The organism is Rhizobium sp. C4, from assembly GCF_021026315.1.
In the GTDB taxonomy this organism is placed as follows: Bacteria; Pseudomonadota; Alphaproteobacteria; order Rhizobiales; family Rhizobiaceae; genus Ensifer_A.
The window spans coordinates 106218-120465 of sequence record NZ_JAJNCX010000016.1 but is presented as its reverse complement, the minus strand read 5'-3'; the positions used below and the strand labels follow the sequence as shown (position 1 = coordinate 120465).

Below are 14248 nucleotides of genomic sequence, written 5' to 3'. Positions count from 1 at the left end.
AGCGCTCCATCAGTGGCCTCTGGAACACAATTGGGCGCGTCCTCAAACTCTTCACGCCAAACGAATGCCAGAACTATTTCGCCGCCGCTGGATACGATGCAACATGATCGGATTCCGATCTAGAGCACGTCCACTTTAATCCGGGTCATAGCCGCAGGCCTAGACATAGATCCTCACAGTTTGAGAAGTCGCATGCCCGAAATAGACCCTACATTAACACCCGCTTCAGATGGGGCCTACTTGTCGCTTACGACCATTGCTGTGATGCATGGCGAAAGCTTGAAAGTCAGCCATGACGCATCATGTCCATCGGGCAAAGAGAATGGGCAAATGGGTTCTGATCAGCGGGGTCGCGTATTATGCCGTGGAACTTCAAGTCAAGCGTGGTCGGCTGACCACTTACGATTGATTGACGCCTCATCAGATGGTGCTGAAGCACGCGTGCGCATGATCAATGCGGCATAGAACAGCCCGAAGATCGGGGTCGATAAGTAGAACTGACCCAAGAATATTGTGAACACCACAATGGCCACGAACGAAGCAAAGTGTGGCTGACTCCTTAGGATCAGCCGGTACATAAAATATAAAATGACGGGTAAGGCGATGATTCCACCCTGCACCAGATACAATCCAAATCCAGATGCGGGCCCAACGGTACTAAGATCAATGACCCATGTTTGTTCTACCAGTATCCTGCCTCTCTGCTCCGCCCAATTCTCGATAGATACGCCTTGGGGCAGAAAAAAATCTTTGATCGAATAAAAGATCGGCATGGTGGCGCCTGCCAGTCGAAGATTTATACTGTTGTCTTGCAGCACCACCGCTGGATCAAGATCCTTCAAGCGGCTGATGATCAACCCAAGGCGGGTTTGTGGGTTTGTCAAAGAAGACAGGGTCTGAATGGCAAATTGCGGAAAGATAAACGGCAATGCGATGATCCATCCCCAAAATGGATGCCGAACAGCCCATAACAACAGTCCCACACCAATGACAAGGACTGCACTCGCGGACTGCGCAAGAATAATTGCCGAGGCGATGCATAAGCCAATAGCCCAGGCGGGACCTCCAACCATGACCAAACTTGCTCCAATCAACAAGTTATGAAAGGCGTTGTGTGTTGGTTCTGGCGCAAGGCCAAGCGTCCCGCGCCCAGATGCGCGGATATCTTGTGCCAAGTTTGGGTCATTCGATACAAAGCTGGTCAAGAATGAGGGTGATATAAACAACTGAATGATGCTGACAACGAACCAGATCACCGCAGCAGCGATCAGCAGCTTGCGCACCATATCCGGGTAAAGCCGCAACATCCAAAACGCAGCGGCTGTGGTGACAAGAGGTGTGATGTAACTGATCAGATAAGCCAACTCTCGGGGTTGAAGGCCCAAGGGCAGTTGAAACAACACCATCGCAACACCAATCGTGGCCAGAAAGCTAAGCATCACCCTGTCAATTTGCGGCAGGTTGGTGATAGCCTGAGGGCGCAAGACAACGATGACCAGCGCCAGCAACAGCCCATAGGGTTGGGTATAGCTGCTGGATGGGATAATTTTCGTATAGGGAAACAAGAAAAAAATCAGCGCCGCAAAGGGCAATATTCGCGTTGAGAGGTGTTGGATTTTCATTTGACTGCCAACCGATGCGGAGATCCCCTCGGCCTGCGACTGTTTCTGCATCTAAGATCTACTTGCATGATTTGGTATGTGCCGTCCTATAATTGGCGCGGGGGTTTGATTTCGCTCCACGGTTTAACCCAGCTTTCGTCAACCTTGTCAGAAATCTTGCGCAAAGGATTGCCAACATAGATACCGGGCTCCAAAATGTCCTTATTTACAAGTGATCCCGCCCCGATCAATACATTGTCACATATCGACAGCGGACCGATCAAGATGCTACCCATCCCGATGACCACATTGTCACCAAATCGAAAAGTAGCACTTTCTTTATATAGCCGTTGATACACTGGGTCATCCGGGTGCTTGGCTGTCATTCGCACACCGCCAAGAATTTTTACACGCCCATCCGATTTAATTCCATGCCCCGCAAGTTCTACACCATTTGGAACATGAATAGAAAGCCATCGAACATTTATCGAAAAGGAATAAAGGTAAATTCCATAGAAAACCAATAACCAACGATCAAGAAAAAGCGAAACCGCTCGGCCAATGATCGGAACTTTTCTATGAAAAAACTTTGCAATTGCCACATGTACACGGATCTGGGAATCGATACTCCAGCACTTTATCAGGAACTGCTTGATCTTTCTCAACATAAATTCCCTTCGCGCCGAATTGGCTAGTTTCCGATCAATTTCACCTTGGCAGCACGACGGCCAAAATAGATCTAGGTGCAGGGTTGTGGGCGTTTGAGCAACCTGATCACAATAAATCAGAATTCATAGAATTTGAATTGGCTTCACATCGCTTAACGGCGTAATAGCGCCACAGCAAGTACCCTGTATGGGCAACATCTGCGCAAACCGAGGCCAGCAAATACCCTGTCAAACCCAAATCCGCCTTGCTTGCCAACCACAGCCCCGCAAAAAAGACGATCACCGCCAAGATACCCGCGCGCAACAACTCGGTCTCTTTGGCCTTTGCCATAAACGCAAAGTGAAGCATCAGGTAAATCGACGCACCGATTTGTAGCGCCGCCAATGCCAAATTCAGCACGCCAATCTCATACCTTTCCCAAAAAACCCGTCCAACGGGCAAGGCAAAACTGGCAGCACACAGCGCAAACATACCAATTGCAAGAAGCCACAGGAATACCACCGGCGGCGCAAAGGTTTTCCAGAAGCCCACACGTTCATGCGGGCGAACCTCATCGCGCACCAAAGATGCGGCCATCTTTTGACTAAGAGCGCCAGCAACCATCTGTCCCGACTGCACGAGGACCATCAGCACACCGAAGGCACCCGCCGCTGCTGCGCCCGATAACAGCAGCACCGCAGCGCGCCCGCCCGAAGGAATGGCCGAGGTGATCAACGCAGCTATCCAAATCTTTTGCCCGCGCTTGGCCAAGCGGTCCTGAGGCTGCGCCAAGCCTGCATCACCAATCGCGCCATAATATCTTTTGAAATACCAAATGAAGATAAGGAAAAACGCACACAGCGCGCTCCCCTCTATAGCCAGAATACCTTTCCATTCAACCCCAGCGCCATAAGCCGTGATAGCTGCAGTAAGGCTAGTGCCACCGCGCAGAAAATTCACGATTGGCAACAATTTGCGCGCATCAATCGCGCGCGCGATCGAAGCCAACAGCGATTGCAGCAATGTGCCCAAACCAAGGATACCGACGATCAACACGTTTACCCAAGTCAACCAACCCAGATTCGCAAACTGCGCGATGATTGACGCCACGCCCGCCACCATTGCAAAACGAAAGCACAGGCGTTTGGTCATCCAAATCACATCACCCAAAATCGATGCTGTCCCGCCGTGCGCAACATAGGTGGGGTATAGCGTATAGGTCCGTTCAACCTCGCCAAAGGTCATGGCCAAGCCCAAGGCCGCCGATACCCCCAGGCCCGTAAGGTATAGGCCCAGATCGGCGGGGCTAAGCAGCCAAGCCAAAGCCGCAATTTTCAAAAAACCAAGCACCGTTGCGGCTGTCATCGACGCGGCAAATACCGCTTCGGTGAGCAATGCACGGCTCATTGCAGCGATCCGGTGTCGAACCACGGGTGAATTAAACACAGAACATCCGTTCTTTTGGTTTGTTGATCGGCCGGCAAGCCTATCCATTGCATAATCAAAGCGAAATTAAGCCTGGGTTTCCGATTTACTCTGCCATTATCGGTTAGCGCGCTGGCAATCTACCAAACACAAAGAAAAATTGCGGCTCTACCTAGACCCGCAGCATCCGGTCAAAGATTGCAGGATCCAGATCTGGCCTTAACTTCTTGCCAATCTCGGAAATTTTCTCAGCGTTTTCAACGATCATTGGAACGGGCGACATGAACGGCGCATCCGAATTAAAGGTGACGAAAACAGCGTTTCGCGCCTTTCGGCAGCGGCTGCCGTAATGATAACATACAGCAGGATCGACCCATACCGAGGATCCCGCCTTCCCATAGGCAATTTGGGGCTGAACGCCGCCAGATTCTTTTGCAAACTGATCGTCGTCAATTCTGCGTACGATAAGGCCGCGTCCAACCTTTTTTGACTGGGCCTTGTCGATGAACACAAAGGGTCCACCCTCTAGATCCAAAACATCGTTCAGATACGCCACGCAATGCAACGACCGCGAGTCGCCATAGTCGAGGTGCCGTTTCTGGCTTTCTTTTAGCTGGCCAGCTTGAGGGAAGGAATGCAGCACTTGAAGGCTGTCTAAGATCAACCGTTTGCCGAAATAGTCTAGCGCGACGTCCAGCACTTCTTTCGAAAAGGCAAATTTCAACAAAGGGTTGTCAACCGTCAGGTCTTCTGCGCGCGAAAGATTGATGAACGGTGCCTTCGTGCCAGCTGGTGCCGTTTCTGGCGCGCGCGGAAGAAAGATTTTTTGCATGGCTTCCAGTGTCGATGTGCCTATCTCCGGCCCAGTTGCATAGCCCCTGCTGTCAATCTCTTGGCCAAGTGCCGTCTGCGGTGGGTTTGCAGGCATCATGTTATGGGGCCGCAAATAGCGCATGCGCCCCAAGTAACGAACAGGCACCAGTTGCCATTTCACAAAGCTTGCTGCACGCGCGAGGGAAAGTTGCACTTTCATACTCCTTTTTGACAAGGCATCAAATTGCCCGAAATCTGCCAAGCGAACGCCACCCAACGATGTGCTGCCGATGGCCTGGTACCGCAAATGTCATCCCGCATCAACTGCACTGACGGCACGCTTTGGCGCATTTTCCAATGCCAACATCAGTGCTGAGCGCAGGTTTGCGATGTTTCTATCGGTATACAGCTGATCAGATGGTTGAGGGTCACCTAAATGGCAGTGCCGCCCAAACTCAACCAAGGCCGCGATAAGGGGGGGCTGGTCCACATCAGGGTTCTGGGTGGCGCAATAATTGCTCTTGTCGTTCAGTAATTTAGCCATTTCTGCGGCGCTTCGAACAGGCAATGCACCTGGAAAATTGCGATAGAAAACATCGCCCAGCACGATGCAGCGCCGCCCGTAAATCAGCGCATCCAAGCCGGCTGTGCTGGTAATCGAAACTGCCAAAGCACAATTCTGGATCAATTGCCTGCCGTTTTGGCGCCCGTAAACCATGCGCAGGTTTCGATACTTTTTGCGCAGTTTGCGCCATTGCGGATGGTGCAGCGCACCAAACTGATTTGGGTGTTCTTTAACCCATAGCACATGTTCACTGGGCAAACTCTGAAGAATTGATTCAACCAGCGCAGCCTGGTTGCGGAAATCGGGCGCAGCATACAGAAGCGACGCTTCGGGTTCAAATTGAAGGGGAAAGAACACGTTCTTCGGATCAAAGCAATCAGCAGGGAGGTCATAATACCCAATGCTGCCCATCACATTGCGAAGGTAGAACTTATGTTCTGATCGCGCGCTAGCTGTCATGTAGTCGCCAAGGCGCGGAAAAAACATAAAATGCATGCTCGCGCGCAAGAACCGAAGTGCCTGAATCGCCTTGGTTGTAATGCTAGGGGATAGCACCAGTGCCTCGTGCCCAGAACGCTGACGCAAATAGCCAGTTAGGCCGCGTTTGGAATTGGCGAATTTGTGATGGTAGACTGGCCCGGCCTTGTCTTGCGCCACCCGTTCGACAAAGCTTTGCACCGTTCGCTGCAAGTCTTGCATATTCTCTGCGCTTTGCGCAGGAAGTGTGGCAGGCTGACAGAGATGCACGTCCGAAACGAAATAGAAATAGCCTGGAAAATATGTATTGGCCCAGAGCATTGGCGTGATGCCCAAGCGTTTGCACAGATACAGCATATAATGTGTTGGAAACAGTGCAACGGGTTCGGTCAGCACACCATCTATTTGATGTTGGGCAAATGTTTCTTCCAACGCTTTTTGAATGGCCCCAGCAATGCGTAGCATTACGCTTTCGGACAATTCGCTTAAGTATCGGTCGGCATAGAGGGGTGACCAATCGAAACCTGTCAGTTTTCGCATATCCGCCGGTTCGGTCCAACGTGGTGCGGCATCGGGGTCTGCGGCCAAAGCATCGCGGCCAAGCGATTCAAGGTTCAAAACAACGCGGTGCCCCATTTTCTGGATCTTGCGTTTTTCTTGATCACTTTGCACAATGTACAGGGCCTGCACATCTGGTATTCCTTCCATCAATTTTGGCAAGAAATCAGACAAGTAAGACCTAGAAAAGCACAGTATTGTCTTGGGCATGGCATAACTTTGGCTGAAATGTGAATTGCGCGCCGTGGCAGTTTTAGCGGCTCTGCGTTTCTTACCATAGCCGACCTGTGCAGTTAAAGATAGCCTTGTGGCTGCTTTGGCCGTGGGGGGGGGGCTGGGTGGCTGACACCGCGACCGACGGTGATATAACCGCGCGCGTGCTGTGCCAGCGCCAGGTCTAGTCCGGGTTGCTGATAGGGCAGATCAGGGCAGGTTTGGGGCCGCCCGCCAATATCTGCTATTTCGTGGCCTTCCCCGGTATGCGCGCGCCGCTGCCATATATTTGGCGAAACCTCTTCCCATATTTTGGGGTTGCGATGGCGGTTCAGCACGTAGCGCAATGCCTCACGTTCGATGCCCAGCCATTCGGCGAACAGGTCCATATCGCCGGGTTCCTGCGCCTCATGCCACGAAACCAAGGCCGCCGCCTGCTCACGCGTCATGCGGCCATGACGAATTTCGCGGCAAGCCTGATCGCGCACTTTGCTGTAGCCATGTTTGAACAGCTTTAGAATGTCATGCACGCCTGTATAGGCATAACAATCTGCATGGTCATATATATCGAAGGTGCGCCTTTGGGCACGAGCCCGAAACCCAAATTCTGCAACCATTTTCTGGTGCTGAGCCAGCGGATCCCAGCGCACGAAATTGCCCAGATAAAGGCCCCGCAACCCCAGTGCTTCGATATCTGAAAACGGCGGGTAGCGATAATTCAACAAATCTTCGTCCGTCACATCATCAAAAGGACCGTTCATTTCACGGGCCTCGATGCCGAAAAGATCGTGATCCTTGCGGTAACGGCGCGACATTTCAACTTCGTGTTCGTGCGAGAACATGCCCACTTGTTCCAGCCCCTGATGGGCACCCCAGATGATCAGCGGAATTTTCATCATCACCGCCGTCTGCACCGGAAAAACAGTTTGTCCCGCCAGCACTGGCCAATACATGTTGCCGTATTTATACAGTGATGTTCGCGTAATCTTCTTGACCACGGCTGGATTGACATTCTTTAGCTGAAAATCAACATCGAAGCGCATACGAAGGTTGGCCAGATTAGCGATGCCTTCGGGGGTGTTGAAATAGCGATTATAGGCCACGGCCAATGGCTTTAGCTTTAGCCGGTTCACTACGATGTCCAATATAAAATGGGAATCCGCCGCCCCGCTTACAGGCACGATGCAATCGAAAACGGCATCCTTACGACGATAAAGGGCAACGATTTCTTCTAGCCGCGTCCAGCGGGCGTTCCAATCCAGCGTGTCTTTCTCTTCGTGGATCCGGCAGCCCGAACAGATGCCGTCATCGTCAAAGACAATGCCCAACGGATGCGTTTCCGTATAAAGACAGCGTTTACAAACTTTTACCACTGCCTTGCCCCTTGCGACTGTTCGCCATGACTGATTTTGCGAGTGTTGTGCATCAACGACTTATCGATAAGGTCAAGATTGGCAAGTTCGCGATAACTAAGGGAATTGCCGACGGCAACGGCTGAAACCATCGGTTGCTCCAAGATGGTTTGCACCTGGGGTTTGGTGGTGATTCCACCAAATGCGATCAGTTGATGCGAAAGCTGGGCAAATGGCGCAAACAGGCGCGTGTCGAAACTGGCCAAGCCGCCATCGCCCTTGCGATCGATCAACAACACTTCGCTGAAAACAGCGCCGTAACCGGTCGCCAGTGACTCAGGGTCGAATATATGCGTGTTTTTCGGCAGATAATTATAGGCCAGCACCTCGCCCTTTGGACCAATTTCAAGGGGCAGCGCACGAATCATCGCCTGAACACCGACTGCTTCGCAAATTTCTTCGGCAACTTGCGGATTGGTGTTGAACACATGTTCTATACACAGACGGTCTGCGCCCAGTTTCACGGCCCTCAATGCCTGTTCTGCGGACGATATACCGCCGCCAAAGGCGAGAGGTGTCATCAACCCCTTGCTCCCGATCCGCTCTAATGTGCCAAAGTCTGGCCCAAGGCCTTGTGCCGTGCGATCGATGCAAAGAACCAAGATTTCGTCCAATAGCCATCTGTCCAGATTTTCGGCAACGATCTCTGGCCTGCCTATTGGCAGGTATCGGTTATACCCAATAGACTGCACTACCCAGCCGTTTCTAACACAAATCACGCCCACCAACCGCTTAAGCATAAGATTCTCTGCGGCTTGCCTCGATGAAATGACGCAGCAGGGCCGCGCCAGTGTATTGGCTTTTCTCTGGGTGAAATTGCATCCCAACAAAGTTGCCCGATTGAACGATGGCCGGAATATAGCCATGCCCTTCAACATTGGCGACACTTTTCAAAATACTTGGGTCAGGCTGTACAAAGTAGGAATGATTGAAATAAACAGCCGCCTCTGTCTGATCGCCGTTGCCTAATGGGACATAGCAGTTTGACCAACCAACATGACAAGAAACATTGGACAATCGCCGCACAACACCGCCAAGCATACTCAAGCCTGCGACATCTCCCTCTTCCGAATGCTCGAACATCAGTTGCATACCCAAACAAATGCCGATCACTGGAACCGACCCATCCGTCAGCAACTGCGCAATAACGTTGTCCAATCCTTGGTTCCGGATGCTTTTTATGGCAGAGGGCATCGCTCCAACTCCCGGCAGAATAACGGCGTCAGCGCCCCCAAAATCTGTTGCATCAGCAGATACCCGAACGCGATAATTCAGCCGATGCAGCGCCCCCACCAAGGAGCCTACGTTGCCGGCACCATAATCCATGATGACAACTAGCTTGGCTGAATCTGCTGTCTTCTCGCCAGCCGCCACTATCATGATAGTCCCTTGCCGACAGAAAATTTTGGCGTGATCATGTTGCCAGTCAGGTCAAAAAGGTCTGGGTTGACGATTGATCTGACTTTTTCCCAAAAATCGGTGTTTGTAATGCCAATGAAATCGCAAAAATCTGCAATATACTTTTCCGAACAGGCCCCATCGAACCGCTTGACCACATCGATACCCTCTTCACGGGTAAAGGTCCCCATTCGTATCATTTCATTGGCATAGTCCGAGGCGCGGCCAAAGCCGAATTTGTAGTATTTGATCATCTGATTCAATGTGACCCAGTCCTCGTCCAGCGACGAAACACCATACAAATCACCAGTATTGCTAGGGCTGTCATGCCGCACCGACAACCCATTCAAAGCAGATACCATGGCGTTGTTGTTCAGCGACCAATCTCCCAAAAACCAACCAAGGTAAATGATTTGAATGTTATGTTCCAAAAATTCTTCCGCCGAGGGGTAGTTATAGGCGATCAGATCTTTCTTTCCAAAGCCTGCCGACGTCATCCAATCATTGGAACCACCAGACAAAGTGTTCATATTGCGCAGGTTGTTACCGTCATAGCCCGTGCGCCCTAACGTCCCCAGATCGCCGAGTTGCAGCCCCGGATTTTCACCCCACAGGATCAGTGGTATCTTATAGTCAATCGCTAGGCGCGGAACGGCTGAAAACAGCGCTAGTTCGGTGGCTCTAGCCCAGTTGGCAAACTTTTCAAACGCCAAGGCCATCAACTTGCGCCATGTTTCGGGCGCTGGGCAGACCTGAATCAAATCGAAACCCAGCTCGATCAGGTTAGACAGGTTGTCAACGCCAATGTCCGTCACCTGGTGCGGGGGATAAGACAAGCAAACCAATAGTGGCCTGAGCTTTAGATAATCGCGCACCCAAAGGGCCTGCCGAACGCTGTCTTTGCCGCCACTTACCCCAATGATGCAGTCGTATTGTGCGGCTGGGTTTTTATAGCTCTGTGCCAAACGATGGATGATTTGTGTTCTTTCGGCCCAGTCCACCTCTTTATGCTTGCTGTAGTAGGTGCAAGCTGGGCAGATACCATCCTGTGAAAACCTGGTATTTGGTCTGGTGTCTGGCTGCAGACAATTTTTGCAATAGCGCATTCGATCGCCCAACACTCAATACATTCATCGAAACTTGGCACAGTTCAATGCAATATCACCTTTTCTGGCCATGTAGCCGATGCTTTGCACAGTCACCATACAACCGCCATTTCGGGGAGCAGTCTTAAAAATCGACTCGCACCAACCCGCGCCTACATCTAGCAAATGGCGTGAGGATCTACAAGCGCGCCTCTTTGCCGTTTCTGATCGAGGGGGATAGAGGGCGGCGACCCTTTACAGCCTGATCGGCACGGCAAAAATGAATCGTATTGACCTAGAGGCATGGCCTGCCGATGTTCTGGCTCGTATCGCTGAACATTCAGCCAGCCGAATTCATGAGCTTCTCCCCTGGAATTGACAGAACTCCGCAACAACATCTCTGCCGCAGGCGGCGTGATGGCTGGTCCTCTCGTTCGCTTGAAGGTTAAGCCCGACGAGGTCGACCCCTTGGTGATGCGGCGTGTTGCCGTGCCACTCCTCATTCGGCTGGACCCACAACTATCTCTATTAGTTCCGCATCCGAGACATCGGGTTTGGCGTGCCTGACGGCGGCTTTGATGACCCCATCGATGCGGAAGTCGAACGGTTAGCATGAAACATTGACCACGACACCCGATGCGATCATATCTTGCGCACCACCTGCAAGATCTTGGTGAGCGTCCGGTGAAGGGATTTTGTCAGGGGCTATAGGCTTCTCTTGGCTTCGTAGGCCATGACGCGCTCGATCATCTCGGGATCACATCGTTCATCGACGAGGAACTGGCGGATGCCACCCTCCCATGTTTTTATGTCGGCGAGCAGGTCCCGGAGATCGTCCACGCCGTTCTCGGTGAGGCCCTTTGTGCCATCTTCACTGCCATCGCGAACAAAGACCAATTCGCCCTCGGCGATATTGTCCGAGTTGGCCGTCACTTCCTCGATGAGTTCGAGGTTCTCGCCGATCATGCCGGCGACTTCTTTAAGCGTATAGATGAACCTTGATCGTGCCATCACGCAGCCTCGGACAGGGGTTTCATTGGCGTCCACTGCCACGGGAGCAGCTCTTCGAGGCGATCTGCGGGATGATCCTGAATGCGAGTCAGGACGTCCGTCAGATAGACTTCCGGAATGAGGCCGTGGAGTTTGGCCGTCTCGATGATGGTCAGGATATTGGCGATGCGCTCGCCGCGCTGGTCAGAGCCTGCAACGAGCCAGTTCTTTCGACCAATTCCCATTCGCCGTTCATTCTGCCCATGTCGGCGAAGAAGTCGAGGTTCATTATAGCTGGCATCCGTATTTCGGCCAGAAGGTAGTCGTTCGCCGCGTCGAAGAACGCGCGACAGGTCGATTTCTGAAGGTCTTGGGGGCGCCAGGCGTCGTGGTTTCGATTGCCGGGTGGATGATCGATCCGGTGGTGTGCGGCGGCATGACCATGGGAACGCCTGGCGTAGATCTTGTCGCGTTGATCGAATTGAACAGGCTGGTCACCAACGCCGACAATCCTGCAGTCTTCCGAAGTGGACTTAGAATCACTCAGGAGGACCATCATGAGAACCCGCAATACGCTGATGCCGGCCGCCGGTCTGGTCGTAGAGGAACTCGATGATGACCAGCGCTGACTTGATTCCGACAGCGCTACTGACGCGCAAGGCCGTCGTTTATGTGCGGCAATCCTAGCAGTCGCAGGTTATGACCAATCTGGAAAGCCAGCGACGGCAATATGATCTTGTCGATGTCGCGCGACGACACGGTTTCATCGACATTGAGACCATCGACGACGATCTCGGGCGCTCTGCCAGCGGAACGGTCGCGCGTCCCGGCTTCGACCGTCTTGTCGCCCTTTTATGCGCCGGCCAAGTTGGTGCCGTTTTATGCTTCGATGCCTCTCGACTCGCCCGCAGCGGCCGCGACTGGCATCACCTGCTCGAACTATGCGGCCTGGTCGAAGCCCGCGTCATTGATCATGTCGGCGTCTACAATCCGTGTCGACCCAATGATCGGCTCCTGCTGGGCATGAAGGGAAGTAATAGCGAGTTCGAACTCGGTGTGCTGAGAGCTCGAATGCTAGATGCCGCCAGATCGAAGGCGCGGCGTGGCGAATTGCGCCTTTGCGTTCCATTCGGTTACATCTGGCACCGAGAAGCGGGGCTCGGGCTTGATGCGGATCTGCGGCTGCAGGAGGTGATCCGGTCGATCTTCGCGCGCTTCCATGAGCTTGGAAGCGCGCGCCAAGTGCTCTTGTCGATGACACGGGAAAATATTCACTTCACGCGATCGTCGGACGAAGGACGCATGACCAGCTTGCGGTCCGTTGGTGGTGTCATTTGATCGGCGTAGCGAAGCGCCGTTCAGAACGATTGGAGACGATCAAGGCAGAGCTTCAAAAGCTGCAGGTCGAATTACGTTTGAAAGAACTCGCGATCTCGGCTGCTCGATTAAAAGAGGTTCGAGCAGAGAAGGCCGCCAAGGAGGCTCACGCTGCTATCGTTGTTAGCATCGCTGAAAGGCACAAAGTCGCTCGCCACCATTTGACGGTTATATAGGAGGCGAGGGCAATCCTGGAGGTGAGACCCGACATTGGATCGAAAGGGTTTGACACAGTGCTTGCAGTTGCCAAAGCCAGACTGCAACGCCAAAATGATGCGGCAAGGCAGCTGATCGAACTTGGAAATTAGGTAGCCACAGACCTCGCGGCGTTCTTATCGGCGGAAGAAAAATGTCTTGCGCTGTTGCCACAAATGTCTGTAATATTGTCATATTAGGTAAGCAGCTTTTTGAAGCGTTCTCAATGGGTTGAGGGTTCGGAAAAGCTAGCTGGGACTCCTTGCGCCCCAGCCATGCTTAACAAGGTTCGCCTCAAGACGGTGCCCAGCGATGGCGATGGCAATCGTCAAAAATGTGCGGCCGGAAACCTTAAGCTAACGATCACTTGCCATACTGTCTCGCAAGCTGAGGCGGCGAAGGCCGCAGCGAATTGAGCGAGGCCGTACATGTATTCTGCACTTATCGGGCGCGGCACCACAGGCGAGATCACGGCCGGCGATTCCACGACCCTCGAACAGTTCCGGCGTATCCAGGACCTGTTCGACAGGACGTTCAAGGCGTCACGGGTCGGCATATGGGTCTGCACGCTGCCTGACGAAAAGCTGACCTGGACCGACACGGTCTTCGAGCTTTTCGATCTCGATCCGCAGTCAAGGCTTCGCCGCGAGGATATCGTCAATCTTTATACGCCCGCCTCCCGCGAGGAACTGGGCAAGCTGCGTTCCGCAGCGATCAGGGACGGCGAGGGGTTTTCCCTTGATGCGGAGATCATCACCGCCAGGGGCAGCCAGCGCTGGATCCGGATCACCGCGATCGTCGAGCGCGTGGATGGCGTGGCCACCCGATTGTTCGGCATGAAGCAGGACATCACGACGGAGAAGACGATCTTTGACCAGATCCGTCGGGCCGCCGAGGTCGATTCACTCACTGGAACTGCCTCGCGTGCCATGTTCGACAACGTCTTCAGCGAGATATGCGGCGGCGCAGGCGCTTCGTCGCACGGTCTCTTCCTGATCGATCTGGACGGGTTCAAGGCCGTGAACGACAGGCTCGGCCATCAGGCCGGAGACGACTGCCTTGCGCTCGCCGGGCGGAAGCTTCTGAAGGCCCTGCCGGATGCAAGACTGGTGGCGCGCCTCGGCGGCGACGAGTTTGCAGTCCTCCATCCGTGCGAGTCCCCCGATGCCCTGCACCGCATCGGCGGGAGCATTGTCGAGGCACTTGAATACTGGTGGGGACGCGGCACGGAAAAGCTGAAGCTGACGGCCTCGGTGGGGGCAACGATGATCGAGCGGGACGCCGTTTCAAAGGACGTCTTTTCCCGGGCCGACCAGGCGCTCTACAAGGCGAAGGCTGCCGGCAAGGGCGGTCTGCAGACCGTATCGGACGCGGCGATCACCCACGCCGCATGAGGCTTGCCGCCGCATGACGGCTGGACAAGCCGCGGCGGCCTTGCAAAACCCTTGCTTTTTGGCGTCCTGAAGTCCAAATAGGCGCCTTATCAGGGCC

11 protein-coding genes and 4 pseudogenes are annotated in these 14248 nt (G+C 53.3%); 4 read left to right on the top strand and 11 right to left on the bottom strand.

Going from position 1 to position 14248, the window contains the following annotated elements:
* A pseudogene (locus LQK84_RS22080) lies at positions 1-107 on the top strand (IS630 family transposase); the annotation flags it as partial.
* A 270-nt stretch (positions 108-377) separates the two neighbouring features.
* On the opposite strand, the gene LQK84_RS22075 reads toward LQK84_RS22080, so the two are convergent.
* The 9 genes from LQK84_RS22075 to LQK84_RS22035 form a co-directional block, all read right to left on the bottom strand.
* The gene (locus tag LQK84_RS22075; protein WP_230830939.1) at positions 378-1673 is read right to left on the bottom strand and encodes a hypothetical protein; all 1296 of its coding nucleotides are present in this window, start codon (positions 1671-1673) and stop codon (positions 378-380) included.
* A 35-nt stretch (positions 1674-1708) separates the two neighbouring features.
* Complete coding sequence (locus LQK84_RS22070; protein WP_230830938.1) at positions 1709-2269, bottom strand: hypothetical protein; 561 nt, start codon at positions 2267-2269, stop codon at positions 1709-1711.
* Positions 2270-2375: 106 nt separating this feature from the next.
* Positions 2376-3656 (bottom strand): hypothetical protein, encoded by a 1281-nt coding sequence (locus LQK84_RS22065; RefSeq protein WP_230830937.1) that lies wholly within the window; start codon positions 3654-3656, stop codon positions 2376-2378.
* A gap of 190 nt (positions 3657-3846) precedes the next feature.
* A complete protein-coding gene (locus LQK84_RS22060) occupies positions 3847-4749 on the bottom strand; it encodes a hypothetical protein (protein ID WP_230830936.1) in 903 nt (300 codons plus the stop codon).
* Positions 4750-4797: 48 nt separating this feature from the next.
* On the bottom strand, positions 4798-6297 hold the full coding sequence (locus LQK84_RS22055; RefSeq protein WP_230830935.1) for a capsular polysaccharide export protein, LipB/KpsS family: 1500 nt from the start codon (positions 6295-6297) through the stop codon (positions 4798-4800).
* Between the two features lie 83 nt (positions 6298-6380).
* Positions 6381-7628 carry an N-acetyl sugar amidotransferase gene (locus LQK84_RS22050; RefSeq protein ID WP_230830934.1) on the bottom strand — a complete coding sequence of 416 codons (1248 nt, stop codon included), beginning with the start codon at positions 7626-7628 and terminating at the stop codon, positions 6381-6383.
* Positions 7629-7666: 38 nt separating this feature from the next.
* Positions 7667-8452: a HisA/HisF-related TIM barrel protein gene (locus LQK84_RS22045; protein ID WP_230830933.1), complete on the bottom strand. Its 786-nt coding sequence runs from the start codon at positions 8450-8452 to the stop codon at positions 7667-7669.
* Positions 8445-9092 (bottom strand): imidazole glycerol phosphate synthase subunit HisH, encoded by a 648-nt coding sequence (gene hisH, locus LQK84_RS22040; protein WP_230830932.1) that lies wholly within the window; start codon positions 9090-9092, stop codon positions 8445-8447. The genes LQK84_RS22045 and hisH overlap by 8 nt, the downstream gene beginning before the upstream one ends.
* Entirely contained in the window at positions 9089-10216 is a 1128-nt protein-coding gene (locus LQK84_RS22035; RefSeq protein WP_230830931.1) for an N-acetyl sugar amidotransferase, read from the bottom strand. The genes hisH and LQK84_RS22035 overlap by 4 nt, the downstream gene beginning before the upstream one ends.
* A gap of 184 nt (positions 10217-10400) precedes the next feature.
* On the opposite strand from LQK84_RS22035, the pseudogene LQK84_RS22030 reads away from it, so the two are divergent.
* Positions 10401-10574, top strand: a pseudogene (locus tag LQK84_RS22030) (transposase domain-containing protein); the annotation flags it as partial.
* Positions 10575-10900: 326 nt separating this feature from the next.
* Here LQK84_RS22030 and LQK84_RS22025 read toward each other — a convergent pair.
* On the bottom strand, positions 10901-11206 hold the full coding sequence (locus tag LQK84_RS22025; protein WP_230830947.1) for a hypothetical protein: 306 nt from the start codon (positions 11204-11206) through the stop codon (positions 10901-10903).
* Positions 11206-11436: pseudogene (locus LQK84_RS22020) on the bottom strand (transposase domain-containing protein); the annotation flags it as partial. The pseudogene LQK84_RS22020 and the gene LQK84_RS22025, both read right to left, overlap by 1 nt.
* Positions 11437-11800: 364 nt before the next feature.
* Here LQK84_RS22020 and LQK84_RS22015 point away from each other — a divergent pair.
* Positions 11801-12496: pseudogene (locus tag LQK84_RS22015) on the top strand (recombinase family protein); the annotation flags it as partial.
* A 689-nt stretch (positions 12497-13185) separates the two neighbouring features.
* Positions 13186-14151, top strand: a complete 966-nt coding sequence (locus LQK84_RS22010) for a GGDEF domain-containing protein (protein WP_230830930.1) — start codon at positions 13186-13188, stop codon at positions 14149-14151.
* Positions 14152-14248 lie beyond the last annotated feature (97 nt).

Coding starts and splice junctions, on each gene's coding strand:
- LQK84_RS22075 (WP_230830939.1), bottom strand. CDS start 1,673: ATGCAGAAACAGTCGCAGGCCGAGGGGATCTCCGCATCGGTTGGCAGT.
- LQK84_RS22070 (WP_230830938.1), bottom strand. CDS start 2,269: ATGTTGAGAAAGATCAAGCAGTTCCTGATAAAGTGCTGGAGTATCGAT.
- LQK84_RS22065 (WP_230830937.1), bottom strand. CDS start 3,656: ATGAGCCGTGCATTGCTCACCGAAGCGGTATTTGCCGCGTCGATGACA.
- LQK84_RS22055 (WP_230830935.1), bottom strand. CDS start 6,297: ATGCCCAAGACAATACTGTGCTTTTCTAGGTCTTACTTGTCTGATTTC.
- LQK84_RS22045 (WP_230830933.1), bottom strand. CDS start 8,452: ATGCTTAAGCGGTTGGTGGGCGTGATTTGTGTTAGAAACGGCTGGGTA.
- hisH (WP_230830932.1), bottom strand. CDS start 9,092: ATGATAGTGGCGGCTGGCGAGAAGACAGCAGATTCAGCCAAGCTAGTT.
- LQK84_RS22035 (WP_230830931.1), bottom strand. CDS start 10,216: ATGCGCTATTGCAAAAATTGTCTGCAGCCAGACACCAGACCAAATACC.
- LQK84_RS22025 (WP_230830947.1), bottom strand. CDS start 11,206: ATGGCACGATCAAGGTTCATCTATACGCTTAAAGAAGTCGCCGGCATG.
- LQK84_RS22010 (WP_230830930.1), top strand. CDS start 13,186: ATGTATTCTGCACTTATCGGGCGCGGCACCACAGGCGAGATCACGGCC.